The sequence below is a fragment of the Pandoraea sputorum genome (assembly GCF_000814845.2).
GTDB lineage: Bacteria > Pseudomonadota > Gammaproteobacteria > Burkholderiales > Burkholderiaceae > Pandoraea > Pandoraea sputorum.
Map to the genome: position 1 here is coordinate 2,777,294 of NZ_CP010431.2, position 13,736 is coordinate 2,791,029.

Consider the following 13,736-nt stretch of genomic DNA (forward strand, 5'->3'; position numbering starts at 1 on the left):
TCGTCTCGCGCTTGCGCCGGTATCGGACGATCGACCGATGCAGGCACCTGATGATCGATAGCGCCTCCATCCTTCTGCCCCTCATCCACGTCCAACATGTCATCGAGCACCGCCGGCCTCACCGACGCGATTCTTGCGCTCGCCTTCATCGGCGATCTCAGCATGGGCCGCTCGACGGACCACTCACGCCGCGCCGCGTGCCTTGCCGGCTGGCTCGCGCAGGAATGCGGTGCAGACCTCGACGCGCAGAATCATGCCCGCGCGACGGCACTGCTGCGCTGGTCCGGTTGCACGGCGAACGCCGGTGGCTTTGCCGAGTTGCTGGGCGACGACGTCGCCGCGCGCGAGGCCATGATGGCGCAAACGCTGCCTCCGCTCTCCGCGCAAACCCAATCGCTCATCGTGCCGTTGGCCCTGATTCACTGCGAAGTGTCGGGCGACGTCGCCGCGACGATGGGGATGCCGCCGCGCGTGGTCGACGCGCTGCGCAACGTCTTCGAACGCTTCGACGGCAAAGGCATGCCCGCCGGGCACGACGGCGATGCGATTCCGGAGACGGTGTTCTTCGTCAACGTCGCGAGCGATCTCGAAATTCTGGCGCGCGCCCATGGACGTGAAAGCGCCCTTGCCTTCCTGCGCAGTCAGTCGGACGCCAAGTATCCCGCGCGTTTGGTAGATGCAGCCCTGCGTCAGGCGAACCGTTGGCTGGATGCGCTGGACGCAGCCGATCCTGACACCGGCGCGTGGCGCCTCGCACAGCCCATCCATCATGCCGACGTGCCGCTGTCGCTGCTGGCGGATGTCACCGAACTGAAGCTGCCGTGGCTCGCCGGTTTCTCACGTCGTACTGCAGATCTGGCGTCGCGTACGGCACAAAGCGTCGCCCTCGACATCGACATCCAGACGCAATTGCACTCGGCCGCCCTGTTGCACGGCATCGGCCGCGCAGCCTTGCCGAACCGGCTTTGGGAGACGGACGGCAAACTGTCCGCCGATCAGTGGGAGAAGGTTCGTCTCGTCCCTTACTGGAGCGCGCGTGCCGCCAAACAGATCGACGGACTGCGGCAGGTGGCCGACCTTGCGTCCTACGCTTACGAACGGCTTGACGGTAGCGGCTATTTCCGTGGTGTCGACGGCTCGACGCTGACGACGCCGCAGCGTGTTCTGGCCACGTCGGTCGCGTTCGAGGCACTGCTGGCGACGCGTCCGTGGCGCCCAGCCCACACGTTCGACGAGGCGGTGGGACTGATCGAGCGTGAAGCCGCCGCCGGAAAGTTCGATGCCGAAATCGTGGCGGCGGTCGTTGCAACGTCGCAGGGGCAAACGGTGCGCCCGCGCGCGACGCCACCGGGCACGGCCTCGCTGCTCTCGCCGCGTGAGATCGACGTGCTGCGCCAAATCAGCGCAGGACTGAGTAACAAAGAAGCCGCCCGCGCGCTGGCTCTAAGTCCCAGCACGGTGCGCACACACGTCGAAAGCATCTTCCGCAAGCTGGATTGTTCGACGCGCGCAGCCGCGACCCTCAAGGCACTCACGGCGGGCATGATCTGACGCCCCGCGTGATAGCATTCCGGCTTTAGCGCCCCAGCCCACCGCAATCTACGATCCTTCGACGCATGACATCGTCTTCTCGCAAACGTCTCACTGCATGGCTCGGCCTCGCCGCCATGTGGCTGGCGATTTGCATGCCGATCGTCAGCCAGGGACTCGCGGCACATCGCGCCGGACAGGCGCGTGTGCTGGATGCGGCGTTCTGTACTGTCGACGGCGCCACGCACGCGTCGTCCGCCGTGCTGGTGGCAGGGACGGCCCACGGGCACGACGACGCGACACACGGCGCAGGCATGTCGCATGCCGCGCATGAGAATCAGGGCGACCTTTGCGACTACTGTTCGCTGCTCGCCAATCATCCGCCGCTCGTCATGCCCGCGCTCGCCGGCGCGATCTCGTTCGCATGGATCGCACGCGCCGGACCGGTCGCGAATGCCGTTGCGTCGAACACCCAATCCGCTTACACGCCGCCTGCGCGTGCCCCGCCTGCCGTTTCCTGACCTCGCGTTCAGTCCGATGCCTCGCCACGCCCGGTGACGGCGTCGCTCTTCATTCGCGCCCAATGCCTGCCTGACGCTTGCGCCAGCGGCATGCGCGCGCCGCTGCCATGCAGCGGCGACACGAGACGGAATCGTCGCAACATGCAGACCTCACATCCGCCGTACTCCCAGACGCCTCACACCCGTGAAGAGCAACCGACGGCCGCCGCTGGCCAATACCGCACCCTCTGGCGCTGGCACTTCTATGCCGGTCTCTTCGTGATGCCCTGGCTTATGGTGCTCGCCATCACCGGCACGATTTACGTCTTCCAGCCGCAGATCGAACCATGGCTCTATCACGACCGGCTGATCGTCGCAGCATCCACCGAGCCGCGCCTGGCCGAGCAGACGCTGATGGAACGCGCGGCGGCGGCGCTGCCCGCAGGCGCGAAAGTCAGCTCCGTCGAAGTCAATCGCGATCCGACGCGCAGCGCGGAGTTCATCTTCCGCTTGCCCGATGGCGAGCGTGAGAGCGTCTATCTGAATCCGTACACCGGCGCGGTGCTCGGTACGCTCAGCGTCGAACACCGGCTGATGGCGCAGGCGCGTGCGTTGCATCGCTCGCTCATGCTGGGCAAGCCCGGCGAATTGCTCATGGAGCTGGCCGGGTGCTGGACACTCGTCATGCTCGTGACCGGACTCGCGCTCTGGTGGCCCCGAGCAGGCGCAACGTGGGCGAATGCGCTGCGTCCTCGTTTGCAGTTGCGCGGGCGTCCGTTGTTGCGCAATCTGCATGGCGTCGCGGGCTTGTGGCTCGCCGCAGGTGGACTGGCGTTCGTGCTCTCGGGACTGCCGTGGTCCGGCTCGTGGGGCGCGCAGTTCAAGGTGCTGACGTCGAAGATCGGCATGGGCTCGCCGCCCGGTGTCTGGGGCGAAGCACCGGTGCGCTCGCAGGTACCGGCAAAGCCCATGAAGATGGACGACCTGCCTATCGCCCAGATGCCGTGGGCCGTGGGAAACACGCAGGTCCCGCAATCGGCGCCGCCTGCAAATGCCGATGAAATGGCAAAAATGCCGGGCATGAACCATGCCGCGCACGATACAAAGGTAGCGGCCGACGAACATGCTGCCCACAACGGACACAGCGAACACAGTGCCCCGGGTAACACAGGCCGGTCGCCCGCTGCGTTGCGTGCAGAAGGCGCGCTGCCCATCGACGACGTGATGGCCATTGCCTCGCGTCTGGGTGTGCAAAGTGGCTATAGTCTCGTCGTACCGAAGCGTCCCGATGGCGTCTACACCGTGTCGTACTTCCCTGCCGACCCGAAGGCCGAGCGCACGATTCACATCGATCAGTACAGCGGCCGCGTGCTTCGCGACATCGATTACAACGCGTACGGTGCCGTCGCGCAGGCGGTTTCGTATGGCACCGCGCTGCACATGGGGCGGTACTTCGGCGTAGCCAATCAATGGCTGTGCGCTGCAATTTCGATGGGATTGTTCGCCATGGCCGCAACGGGCGCGATCATGTGGTGGATGCGCCGTCCGGCACGCACGCTGGGGGCGCCTTCGCGCCCGCAAACGCGTCCGCCGATGCGCGGATGGACCGCCGGTATGGTGGCGCTCGGCTGCATTTTCCCGCTCATGGGGGCGACCATGGCGCTCGTCTGGGCGGGTGACCGGGCAGTGTTCGGGCGACGCTCGGGCGCGTAGCCCGCCGTCGGCGACACCCGAGCGAGTTCGCAGGTGTCGCTCAGACCCTGAGCACGTCGCCAGGTCGCGCGCCAACATAGGCGGCACGCGGCCTAATCAGTTGCGTGCTCTCGCGTTGCTCTCTGGCATGCGCGATCCAGCCGATGGTGCGTCCGAGGGCGAAGAGACCGAACGCGGCACCGACGGGCAATCCCAGGTGACGGCGCACCGCCACGAGCGCGAAATCTAGCGACGGGCGCTGGCCGATCAGTGTGTCGGCCGAGTCGATCATTGTTTGCCATGCGGGATGCGCAGGCAACACCCGCGCAAGCATCGCACTTGCCCGCACATCCCCGGCCGGATAAAGATGATGGCCGAAGCCAGGCAACTTCTCGCCCCGCGCCAATCGCTCGCGCATGCGCACGGCGGTATCGATCTCACCGACTTCGTCCCACATCGCTTCGTTGCGTGCGGTGGTGCCCCCATGACGGCCGCCGGTCAGCGCGGACAGCCCGGCAACGATTGCCGCGCGCAAGCTCGCGCCGGTGGACGCCACACAGCGAGCCGTGAAGCTCGATGCGTTCAACTCATGGTCCGCGCACAACACCAGTGCCATACGGATGAGATCGGCACCCTCAGCGTCTTTCACCCCCCAAGCGGCTGCACATTGTTCGTGAATTGGCGCGTGGCTTGGTAGTGTGCCAAGCAAACAAGCCGTCATCGTACGCAGCAACGCGGCGCTGCCCTGCGCGACACGCACCGGGTCGCGTTGCCAGATCGCGGTCGACGCGTCGTCGCTCGCGACGGTGAATGCGGGCAGCAATGCGTCTTCGGCACGGCGGTCGCGATACCGTTCGAGCAACATCACGGGCCAGTCGGCGGCGAGGTGCCTCATGGAGGCGGTTGCATCGTCGCCAAATGCAGACGCCTCATCGCATTGCCACAGCCATGCCGCCGTGGCTTCGACACACGCCGTTTGCGCCATCTGCAACGCGTCACGTCCGCGGTAGTAGCACCGGCCGTCTTCAATCAGCGTGATGGAAGACTCCAGCACCGGCATGCCCCAGTCGAGCGCGGCCTTGGCCACCTCCTTCGGCTTGCGTCCGCGCGTGCGTTGCGTCGCCAGGCGCTCGACGTCCGATACCCGATAACGACGGTCGCGATGCGTCTTGCCCGGTTCGGCATGCAGCAGGCCACGACTGACGTACGCGTAGAGGGTCTGGAGCGACACGCCGAGATGCTCGGCCGCTTGTTTCGCAGTGAAGTATTGCATCGTCGAAGCCGGTGGATGACCAACAGATTGATTAAGTTAATCAATATTGACAATAAAATCCATCGGCTTAAGCTTCAATGCGCCGGCAGTCTTGCATCGCGACTCATTGCGACGCCACGTATCGAATCGTTCGAGGACTTCCCATGCGTTCCCCTGTTTCACAGACCTCCCCTGCGACGTCTCCGACGTCCCATCTTGCACTGCCGTTGGCGGAAGACACCGGTGTTGTCGCGTCCTACCTGCGCGAGATGCGCCATGCCGTCGACGGCGGCAAGCACGCGGCGACCGATCTCACGCTGAGTGGCACCGGTGCATTGCCCTGCACATTTCCGTACACCGATTTCGCGACCGCCTCGATCGCGACGGCGACACTCGCCGTGGCCGGTCTGACCACGGGGGTCACGGGCGACTACGGCCTGAGCGCACACGCCGTTGCACCGCACATCAATGTCGACAGGCGGTTGGCGTCGTTCTGGTTTCAGACGTCGTTGCGTGCGCAAGGTTGGTCCTCGCCCCCGATGTGGGACCCGATTGCAGGCGACTACCGGACGGCCGACGGCTGGATTCGTCTGCACACTAATGCCCCGCATCATCGTGCGGCCGCACTCGCGGTACTGGGTGTGCAAGCCGACAGAGACGCCGTCGCGCGGGTCGTTTCCACGTGGCAAGCCGACGCCCTCGAAGCCGCCGTCGTGGCGCAAGGCGGTTGCGCCGCCGCCATGCGTTCGCTCGCGCAATGGCGGGAGCATCCGCAAGGGATGGCCGTCGCCAGCGAACCCTTGCTGCATTGGGAGACGTTCGACACCGCAAGCGCCAGCAACGCGCGACGCGGCACATGGCAGCCCATGCGCGAACGCCCGCTGAGCGGTATTCGCGTGCTGGATCTGACACGCATCCTCGCGGGGCCGACGGCTACACGCTTTCTCGCTGGCTTCGGCGCACAGGTACTGCGCATCGATCCGCCCGGCTGGGACGAACCCGGCACGGTGCCGGAAGTCGTGCTCGGCAAACGCTGCGCAAGGCTTGACCTGAAGTGCGCGGATGGGCGCGAAGCGCTTGAGCGATTGCTGCGCGACGCAGACATCGTCGTTCACGGCTACCGTCCCGACGCATTGGAAGGCCTCGGACTCGGTGCCGCCCGCCGCCGCGAACTCAATCCGACGTTGATCGACGTCTCGCTCGATGCCTACGGGTGGCAAGGTCCGTGGTCCGCGCGACGCGGCTTCGACAGTCTGCTGCAGATGAGCGCAGGTATTGCCGACGCGGGGATGCGCGCGGCCGGGGCCGAGCGTCCGGTGCCGCTCCCCGGGCAAGGCATCGATTACGCGACCGGGTACCTGATGGCGGCGGCGGCCGTGCATGCGCTGGCGCTACGTCAGACACAGGGCGTCGGAAGTTCGGTGAAGGCTTCACTGGCCAGAACGGCCAGCCTGCTTGTCACGCACCGTACGCCGGAGAACGCGCCGCCGCCGTTGGCCGCCGAGACGGCGGACGATCTGTCACCGCGCATCGAGGACACGTCGTGGGGGCCAGTCCGACGCGTCGCCACGCCGATGTCGGTGGCGGGTACGCCCGTCGACTGGGCATTGCCCGCGCTGGCCTTGGGAACGGCAACGCCACAGTGGCCGTAATCATCTACGACAGGGTTTGCGGTCGTCGCCGCGCACCCTTCCGCTGGCCGCGCCGTCAGTCGATGGCGTGGCGCTTCGCCTGACGAGCCGCGTGCAACTGGCGTTCCGCCTGACTCAGCAAAGCCGACACGCTCGTGGGCGCGCCAGTGCGCCTGTCGATGACTTCGAAGGTCGCGGGATCTGCCATCGCAATGCCGAAACTAGCGGTCAGCGTCAGCGCTTCTCCGTTCGGCAAAGCGAGCGTCGTCGCTTCGATGCGTCCACGTAGCAATTCCGCGAACTGTCGGGCGCGCGATTCGTCGAGCACGCGCGCAAGAATCACGAACGCATCTGCACCCAGTCGCGCCACGACGTCCCCCGGTTGGCACGTATTCAGACAGACCGCGCCCACACGGCGCAGCACGTCGTCGCCCACGCTGTGGCCCCACGCGGCATTGAGTTGCGTGAAGTTGTCGATATCGAACTTGATCAGTGCAATGTGGCCGGGCGTACGCATCGCACACAGCGCCTGCGCCTGACGCTCGAAGGCGCGCCAGTTCATCAGGCGCGTGAGCGGATCGGTATCCGAACTCATCTCCAGCTCGCCGACCAGTCGCGCGCGCTCGCGGCGCAATTGCACCAGCTCGACGGCGTTCAACCGCAGCGCTCGCAACGCGTCGAACACGGCGCGCACCTGTTCGCGCTTCATCGGGATGCCCTCGACCGGCACCGTTGCGTCGAGATTACCTTGGGCGAGATCGTCGACGAAGCGGGTCGCAGACTCAAACGGCAGCACCACGGTGCGCCGGAAGTTGCGCATCGCCACGATGATGACGAACACCAGTACCGCTTCCGCCAACGACGTCAGGATCAGCCATCGCAACGCCCGGGAGCGTTGCAGTTCGACTTTGCGTTGTGCGAGCCGTAGCATGGTGTCGCGCAGGTCCGTGATGGCGCGCATCGTCGGCACATACTGGCGGGCGAACTCGGCCGTTGTGAGCGCGGGCGGATTCGGCTGCGCGGCCAGCGTGCGAACCGTCGCCACGTAGTGCAGCCCGGTACCGAAATATTGGGCGTTCAGCGCGCTCAGCGAGTCGGGGCCCAGCTCCGGCGGTTCGTTGACGCGCGCGCCGATCATGTCGCGCAACTGGTCGATGCGACCGAGCGTTCGCTCGATGGCGCGCTGATCGGCTTCGGTCAGTGTCTGTCGAGTGGTAAGTGCGGCGGTGAAGTGCGACCCGAGTTGTCCGGCGTGCTCCCGGAGATCGGCCGCGAGACGCGCGAGGATGACGTAATGCAGTGCACCCGGTGCGCCGCGAGAGACGATATCGATGCGCGACGACGCCACAGGCGTGAAGTCGGCGATGACGCGAACCATGCGCTCGACGGCATCGCGAACGGAGGCATCGCTGCGCATTTCGCGCGGACGCTGCACCAGCAGATCAACGTTCGCGCTGGCTGCCGCGAGATCGAGCCGTGCCCGCTCGACGGCACGCAGACCGCTCGCACATTGGTTGCAGGCGTCCGAAGACAGCGCAGAGAGCAGTTCCTCAAGTCGTTCGTTGGTCGCTTCACGTGCGTTGCGCAAGGCAGTGACCGACGACGCGGGCAGCGGAAGGTCCGCGCCCAAAACGGCATTGGCCGGCCCGCGCTCGGCGGACGCCTTCTCCATCGCAAGCAACGTCGCGCGCAAGGCGTCGAGCGCGATCGCTGCATCGCTGGCCCGCCGGTACGTGCCCCACGCCAGGCACAGCAACCCGCTGCAAAGCATGACGACGGCGCAGACGATGGCGAGATTCTGTAACCGGAGACGGCCCGTGAGCGAAATGGCCGAAAGTAACTTGCGCTTCATTGACGATGACACCGTCGGCCACACGGTACGGAGTCCCACTGAGGTCGCGACGGATGCCCCGTGATGGCAGCAATCCGGGGCATGCCTCGGAAACGTCGTGCCCGGCACTTGGCACACACGCTTGGCATCGCAAAAACCGCCTTTGGAAGGCAGAAATCACGAGGCGTCATTGTCGCACACCGCTATGCCACGCCCCGTGTAACTCCCTAAACTTATAGGTCGATCGCCAACTCCGTGCCTTGCTTGATGGCGCGCTTTGCGTCGAGTTCCGCCGCCACATCGGCCCCACCGATGACGTGCACGCGCACACCCGCCGCCTGCAGCCCTTCAGCCAATTCCCGCAGCGGCTCCTGTCCCGTGCACAAAACTACGTTATCAACGGGCAGCACATGCGGCGCATCGTCAATCGTGACGTGAAGCCCCTCGTCGTCGATACGCCGATAGGTCACGCCCGGGATCATTTCCACGCCGCGATGTTTGAGCGACGTACGATGAATCCAGCCGGTGGTTTTCCCCAAACCGTCGCCGACCTTCGAGGTCTTGCGCTGCATCAGGAAGACTTTGCGCGGCGAAGTCTCGGGAACGGGAGGACGCAGGCCGCCCGCATGGGCGTACGACGGATCGATGCCCCACTCGGCGTAGAACTTCTCGGGCACCAGCGTGGCGCTCTCGCCCGCTTGCGTGAGGAATTCGGCCACGTCGAAGCCGATACCGCCCGCACCGAGCACCGCGACGGTTCGCCCGACCTTGGCCCCCCCGCGAAGCACATCGATATAGCGCAGCACTTTCGGATGATCCACGCCTTCGATGTCCGGCGTACGTGGCACAACGCCTGTCGCGAGGACCACGTCGTCATAACCGCCTCCGGCAAGCGAATCCACTGTCGCGCGGGTGTTCAACTGAACGTTGACGCCGCTGGCGTCCAGTTCGTGCCGGAAGTAACGCAGTGTCTCGAAGAACTCTTCCTTGCCGGGAATGCGCTTGGCCATATTGAACTGACCGCCGATCTCGGCATCGGCTTCGATGAGCGTGACGTCATGTCCGCGTCGCGCGGCCACCGTGGCCGCCGCCAATCCCGCAGGCCCCGCGCCGACGACCGCCACGCGACGTCGACGCCCGGTCGGCTCGATGCGCAACTCGGTCTCGTGGCACGCACGCGGGTTGACCAGACACGAGGTGATCTTGCCGCTGAACGTGTGGTCGAGGCACGCCTGATTGCAGCCGATACATGTGTTGATCGTCTGCGCGCGGTCGGCGGCCGCCTTGTTGACGAATTCGGGATCGGCCAGCAGCGGGCGCGCCATCGAGACCATATCGGCCTCGCCGTCCGCCAGAATCCTTTCGGCCACATCCGGCATGTTGATGCGGTTAGTCGTGATGAGCGGAATGCCCACATGCCCCTTGAGCTTGCCCGTCACCCACGCGAAGGCGGCGCGCGGCACGCTCGTGGCAATCGTCGGAATACGGGCTTCGTGCCAACCGATGCCCGTGTTGATCAGCGTCGCACCCGCGGCCTCGATCGCGCGCGCGAGCCGGACGACTTCGTCAAACGTGGAGCCGCCCTCGACCAGATCGAGCATCGACAGACGGTAGATGATGATGAATTCGCGCCCGACGCGCTCACGCACCCGGCGAACGATTTCCACCGGGAAACGCATGCGGTTCTCGTAGCTGCCGCCCCATGCGTCGGTGCGATGGTTGGTCCGGGCGGCAATGAACTCATTGATCAGATACCCTTCGGAACCCATGATTTCGACGCCGTCGTACCCCGCGCGCTGCGCGAGTGCGGCGCAGCGCACAAAGTCGTCGATGGTCGACTCGACTTCGTCGCTCGTCAGTTCGCGAGGTTTGGCCGGTGTGATGGGGGCCTGCAAGGCGCTCGGGGCGACGAGATCGGGATGGTAGGCGTAGCGGCCGAAATGCAGGATCTGCATGGCAATCTTGCCGCCAGCGGCATGAACGGCGTCGGTCACGACACGATGCTTGTCCGCTTCCTCTTCCGTGCTGAGCTTGGCGCCGCCCGCGTACGGACGCCCTGCCTCGTTCGGTGCGATACCGCCCGTCACCATCAGCGCCACCCCGCCACGGGCGCGCTCGGCGTAGAACTCGGCCATCCGGGCAAAGCCGTTGCGCGCTTCCTCCAGTCCAACGTGCATCGAACCCATCAGCACGCGGTTACGCAACGTCGTAAAGCCCAGATCCAGGGGCTGCATCAGGTGGGGGTAGCCGCTCGTCGCGCTCATGATTGTCTCTCTCGTCGTCCGGCCCGGAGATAGCGGGCCGTGGGTCTTGTGGGATTGGGGAATGACCACGCGTATGACCGGTTATGCAACCGGTTGCATAGTTTGAGGGCGATTCTAGCGCGTCCCGACAACTATGCAACCCGTTGCATAGTGCGATTAGAGTCCCTAGACTAGCGGGCATGCCGCTCGCCCACGCCCTGATGACCTCGCTGCTGGAGAAATCCTCTTCGGGGTACGATCTCGCCCGCCGCTTCGACAAATCCATCGGTTTCTTCTGGCACGCCACGCATCAGCAGATCTATCGCGAGCTGGCACGGATGGAGACTGCCGGGTGGATCGTCTCGACGGCCGCCCCGGATGGCGGACGCACGCGCAAACGCGTCTATCGGGTCCTCGACGGCGGACGCGACGAACTGCTCGCGTGGGCCGCCACACCGACCGAGCCGTCCGACCTGCGCGACGACCTCATGGTCCGATTGCGGGCGGACGCTGCCATCGGCTCCCTGCGCCTACAGCCTGAACTGGCGCGGCGCGCGGCGCTTCACGCGCAAAAACTGGCCGCCTATCAGGCCATCGAAACACGCGACTTCCCGGCGGACGCACCGCTGACACGCGAAACCGCCTTGCAACGTCATATCCTGCGATTGGGCGTGCGCTACGAACAAGGGTGGCTGGACTGGACCCGCGAGGCGCTGGCCCTGCTGGTGCAATGGGACGGGCCTGCGACCGGCGCGCCTGACGAAGCCTGATCAGGCAGCCTGATGCCATCGAACGAGACCGCCAATTCGTCCCATTTTCTTGTCAACGAACGGGGTGTCTGGCGCGTTTAACGTGAGAATCGACGTTAAGCTTACCGGCGAACGTCACCGTTTTTCGCCCCCCCTAGGCATTCATGGTGTTTTCTTCCAAGCGCTCCAAGATTTCCCGGCTGGCCGGCCGCGCCCGCGTCGCGACGCTCTCCCTGCTGGCAGCCGCCGTACTCCCGCTGACGTTCTCGTCCGCCCACGCCGGCACGGTCATCGTGCTCGACTCGGGTGCCGCGCAGCTTTCCCTCATCGATCAGGCGTCACACAAGGTCATTGGCACGATGCCCACGGGCAAAGAGCCGCATCACCTGATGATTACGCCCGACAAGCGCTCGCTGATCGTGGCCAATTCGGTCTCGAACAGCCTGATGTTTCTCGACCCGAACACCGGCAAGTTCCAGCGTCAGGTCGCGGACATCGACGACCCCTACCAGCTCGGCTTCTCGCCCGACCGCAAATGGTTCGTGACGGCGGCATTGCGTCTGGATCGTGTCGATCTGTATCACTACGACGGTGAAAACGTCACGGTCGCCAAGCGCATTCCGCTGGCCAAGACCCCGAGCCACATGACGTTCTCGTCAGACAGCAAGACGGTGTTCGTCACGCTTCAGGACTCGGGCGAGCTGGCCGCCATCGACCTGGCGACGCAAACGGTGAAATGGCGCATGCCGGTCGGCAAGACCCCGGCAGGCCTGTGGATGACGCCGGGCGACAAGTATCTGCTCGTCGGCATGACCGGCGAAGACGACGTCGCTGTGGTCGACTGGCGCGCGCAGAAGGTCGTCAAGCGTATTCAGACCGGCCGTGGCGCGCACAACTTCCGATCGCTGTCCGACGGACGCCATATCGCGGTCAGCAACCGCGTGGAAAGTACCATCAGTATTCTCGACTACGAGTCGCTGACCAAGGTGGCCGACCTCACCGGTCTCATGCCCGGACCGGACGATATGGAATTGTCCGCAGATAAACGCTATCTTTGGGTAACGTTCCGATTTGCCCGCCACGTTGGCGTGATCGACCTGACGACGCGCAAACTGGTCGACACCATTGCTGTGAACCGTTCGCCGCACGGCATCTATTTTGCCGACCGCGCCCCGGTTCTCTCGCCGAATCCGGACTGACAAGGCAGATAGATGATTCAGGAAGCCCTCAACTTCGTCGATAGCGGCATCTCCGCCGTTCAGACACTCGTCTACGTGGATGTGGTGCAGCCGCTGCTGTTCCACTTCAACCTGATGGGTTACGACGACGATATCTACGATGCCCTCTATCTGGTGATCATCGGCGTATTGCAGGTCGGCCTGACGTACCTGCTGTTGCGCCCGCTCGAAGCGCTGCGCCCCGTTGAGCAGTGGCAAGACCGCAAGCAGGTGCGGGCCGACGTGATCTATACGTGGATCGCCAAGCTCGGCATTCTGAATCTGGTGTTCTTCGTGGTATTGCAGCCGTTCTTTAACGACTTGCAGAGCCAGATGGTGATTCACGGGCTGCCCAGCGTCGATCTGGACGGCCTGGTGCCCGGCGTGACCGACCAGCCCATCGTATCGTTCCTGCTGTATCTGACGGTGCTCGACTTCGCTGGCTATTGGTATCACCGCTGGCAGCATCGCTTTGGCGTCTGGTGGGAGCTGCATGCCGTGCATCACAGCCAGCAGCAGATGTCGCTGTGGTCGGACGACCGCAATCACTTTCTCGACGACATCGTGCAGGCCGCATTCTTCGCCGCAATCGCTCTGTTCATCGGTGTGCAGCCGGCGCAGTACGTGGTGCTGGTGGCCGTGGGCAATTTCCTGCAAAGCGTGCAGCACGTCAATGCCCGCCTGCCGTATGGCCCGGTGCTCGAACGCCTGATCGTGAGCCCGACGTTCCATCGTCGCCATCACGCGATTGGCTACGGACACGAAGGCACGCGCTATGGCTGCAACTTCGGTGTGCTCTTCCCGTGGTGGGATATGCTCTTCCGCACGGCATCGTGGGAAAAGACCGTTGAGCCGACCGGCATTCGCGACCAGTTGCCCGCCCCGGCAGGACGTTCGCGCCGCTACGGTCTGGGCGTCATTGCCCAGCAGGTCCGCGCCTTCGGCCGCATCGTCAAGCGTCTCGCACCTCGCCGCACGTCGCCCCGTCAGCCGGTCTGAACCGCCTTCCCGGCGTAGAAGGGCTTCCGGCCCCTTACCGTTAAGCCCCGCAGTAACGATGTAACAGGGGGACGACGATCGTCCCCCTGCCT

11 protein-coding genes are annotated in these 13,736 nt (G+C 65.0%); 7 read left to right on the forward strand and 4 right to left on the reverse strand.

Annotation, left to right across the window (positions count from 1 at the left end; genetic code table 11):
- Positions 1-96 precede the first annotated feature (96 nt).
- Both NA29_RS12300 and NA29_RS12305 read left to right on the forward strand, forming a co-directional pair.
- Positions 97-1,551, forward strand: a complete 1,455-nt coding sequence (locus NA29_RS12300) for an HD domain-containing phosphohydrolase (RefSeq protein WP_039398489.1) — start codon at positions 97-99, stop codon at positions 1,549-1,551.
- 65 nt (positions 1,552-1,616) lie between these two features.
- The gene (locus NA29_RS12305) at positions 1,617-2,051 is read left to right on the forward strand and encodes a DUF2946 domain-containing protein (RefSeq protein WP_052252877.1); all 435 of its coding nucleotides are present in this window, start codon (positions 1,617-1,619) and stop codon (positions 2,049-2,051) included.
- Positions 2,052-2,059: 8 nt separating this feature from the next.
- On the opposite strand, the gene NA29_RS26330 is transcribed toward NA29_RS12305, so the two are convergent.
- Complete coding sequence (locus NA29_RS26330; protein ID WP_257125725.1) at positions 2,060-2,194, reverse strand: hypothetical protein; 135 nt, start codon at positions 2,192-2,194, stop codon at positions 2,060-2,062.
- Between NA29_RS26330 and NA29_RS12310 the strand changes: the two genes are divergently transcribed.
- The gene (locus NA29_RS12310; protein ID WP_052252878.1) at positions 2,193-3,743 is read left to right on the forward strand and encodes a PepSY-associated TM helix domain-containing protein; all 1,551 of its coding nucleotides are present in this window, start codon (positions 2,193-2,195) and stop codon (positions 3,741-3,743) included. The two genes, NA29_RS26330 and NA29_RS12310, sit on opposite strands and share 2 nt — an antisense overlap.
- 40 nt (positions 3,744-3,783) lie before the next feature.
- On the opposite strand, the gene NA29_RS12315 is transcribed toward NA29_RS12310, so the two are convergent.
- A complete protein-coding gene (locus NA29_RS12315) occupies positions 3,784-4,995 on the reverse strand; it encodes a citrate synthase family protein (protein WP_039398491.1) in 1,212 nt (403 codons plus the stop codon).
- 248 nt (positions 4,996-5,243) lie between these two features.
- Here NA29_RS12315 and NA29_RS12320 point away from each other — a divergent pair, with 248 nt between their 5' ends.
- Positions 5,244-6,626 carry a CoA transferase gene (locus tag NA29_RS12320; protein WP_095178539.1) on the forward strand — a complete coding sequence of 461 codons (1,383 nt, stop codon included), beginning with the start codon at positions 5,244-5,246 and terminating at the stop codon, positions 6,624-6,626.
- Positions 6,627-6,681: 55 nt separating this feature from the next.
- Here NA29_RS12320 and NA29_RS12325 read toward each other — a convergent pair whose 3' ends face one another.
- Together NA29_RS12325 and NA29_RS12330 are read right to left on the reverse strand one after the other, a co-directional pair.
- A complete protein-coding gene (locus NA29_RS12325; protein WP_052252879.1) occupies positions 6,682-8,457 on the reverse strand; it encodes a GGDEF domain-containing protein in 1,776 nt (591 codons plus the stop codon).
- Positions 8,458-8,669: 212 nt separating this feature from the next.
- The gene (locus tag NA29_RS12330) at positions 8,670-10,700 is read right to left on the reverse strand and encodes an NADPH-dependent 2,4-dienoyl-CoA reductase (RefSeq protein WP_039398493.1); all 2,031 of its coding nucleotides are present in this window, start codon (positions 10,698-10,700) and stop codon (positions 8,670-8,672) included.
- A 179-nt stretch (positions 10,701-10,879) separates the two neighbouring features.
- Between NA29_RS12330 and NA29_RS12335 the strand changes: the two genes are divergently transcribed.
- The 3 genes from NA29_RS12335 (at position 10,880) to NA29_RS12345 (ending at position 13,644) form a co-directional block, all read left to right on the forward strand.
- On the forward strand, positions 10,880-11,449 hold the full coding sequence (locus tag NA29_RS12335) for a PadR family transcriptional regulator (protein ID WP_039398495.1): 570 nt from the start codon (positions 10,880-10,882) through the stop codon (positions 11,447-11,449).
- A 143-nt stretch (positions 11,450-11,592) separates the two neighbouring features.
- Positions 11,593-12,627, forward strand: coding sequence for a YVTN family beta-propeller repeat protein (locus NA29_RS12340; RefSeq protein WP_084103696.1), 1,035 nt, complete (start codon positions 11,593-11,595; stop codon positions 12,625-12,627).
- Between the two features lie 12 nt (positions 12,628-12,639).
- Positions 12,640-13,644, forward strand: a complete 1,005-nt coding sequence (locus NA29_RS12345) for a sterol desaturase family protein (protein ID WP_039398496.1) — start codon at positions 12,640-12,642, stop codon at positions 13,642-13,644.
- Positions 13,645-13,736: the final 92 nt, after the last annotated feature.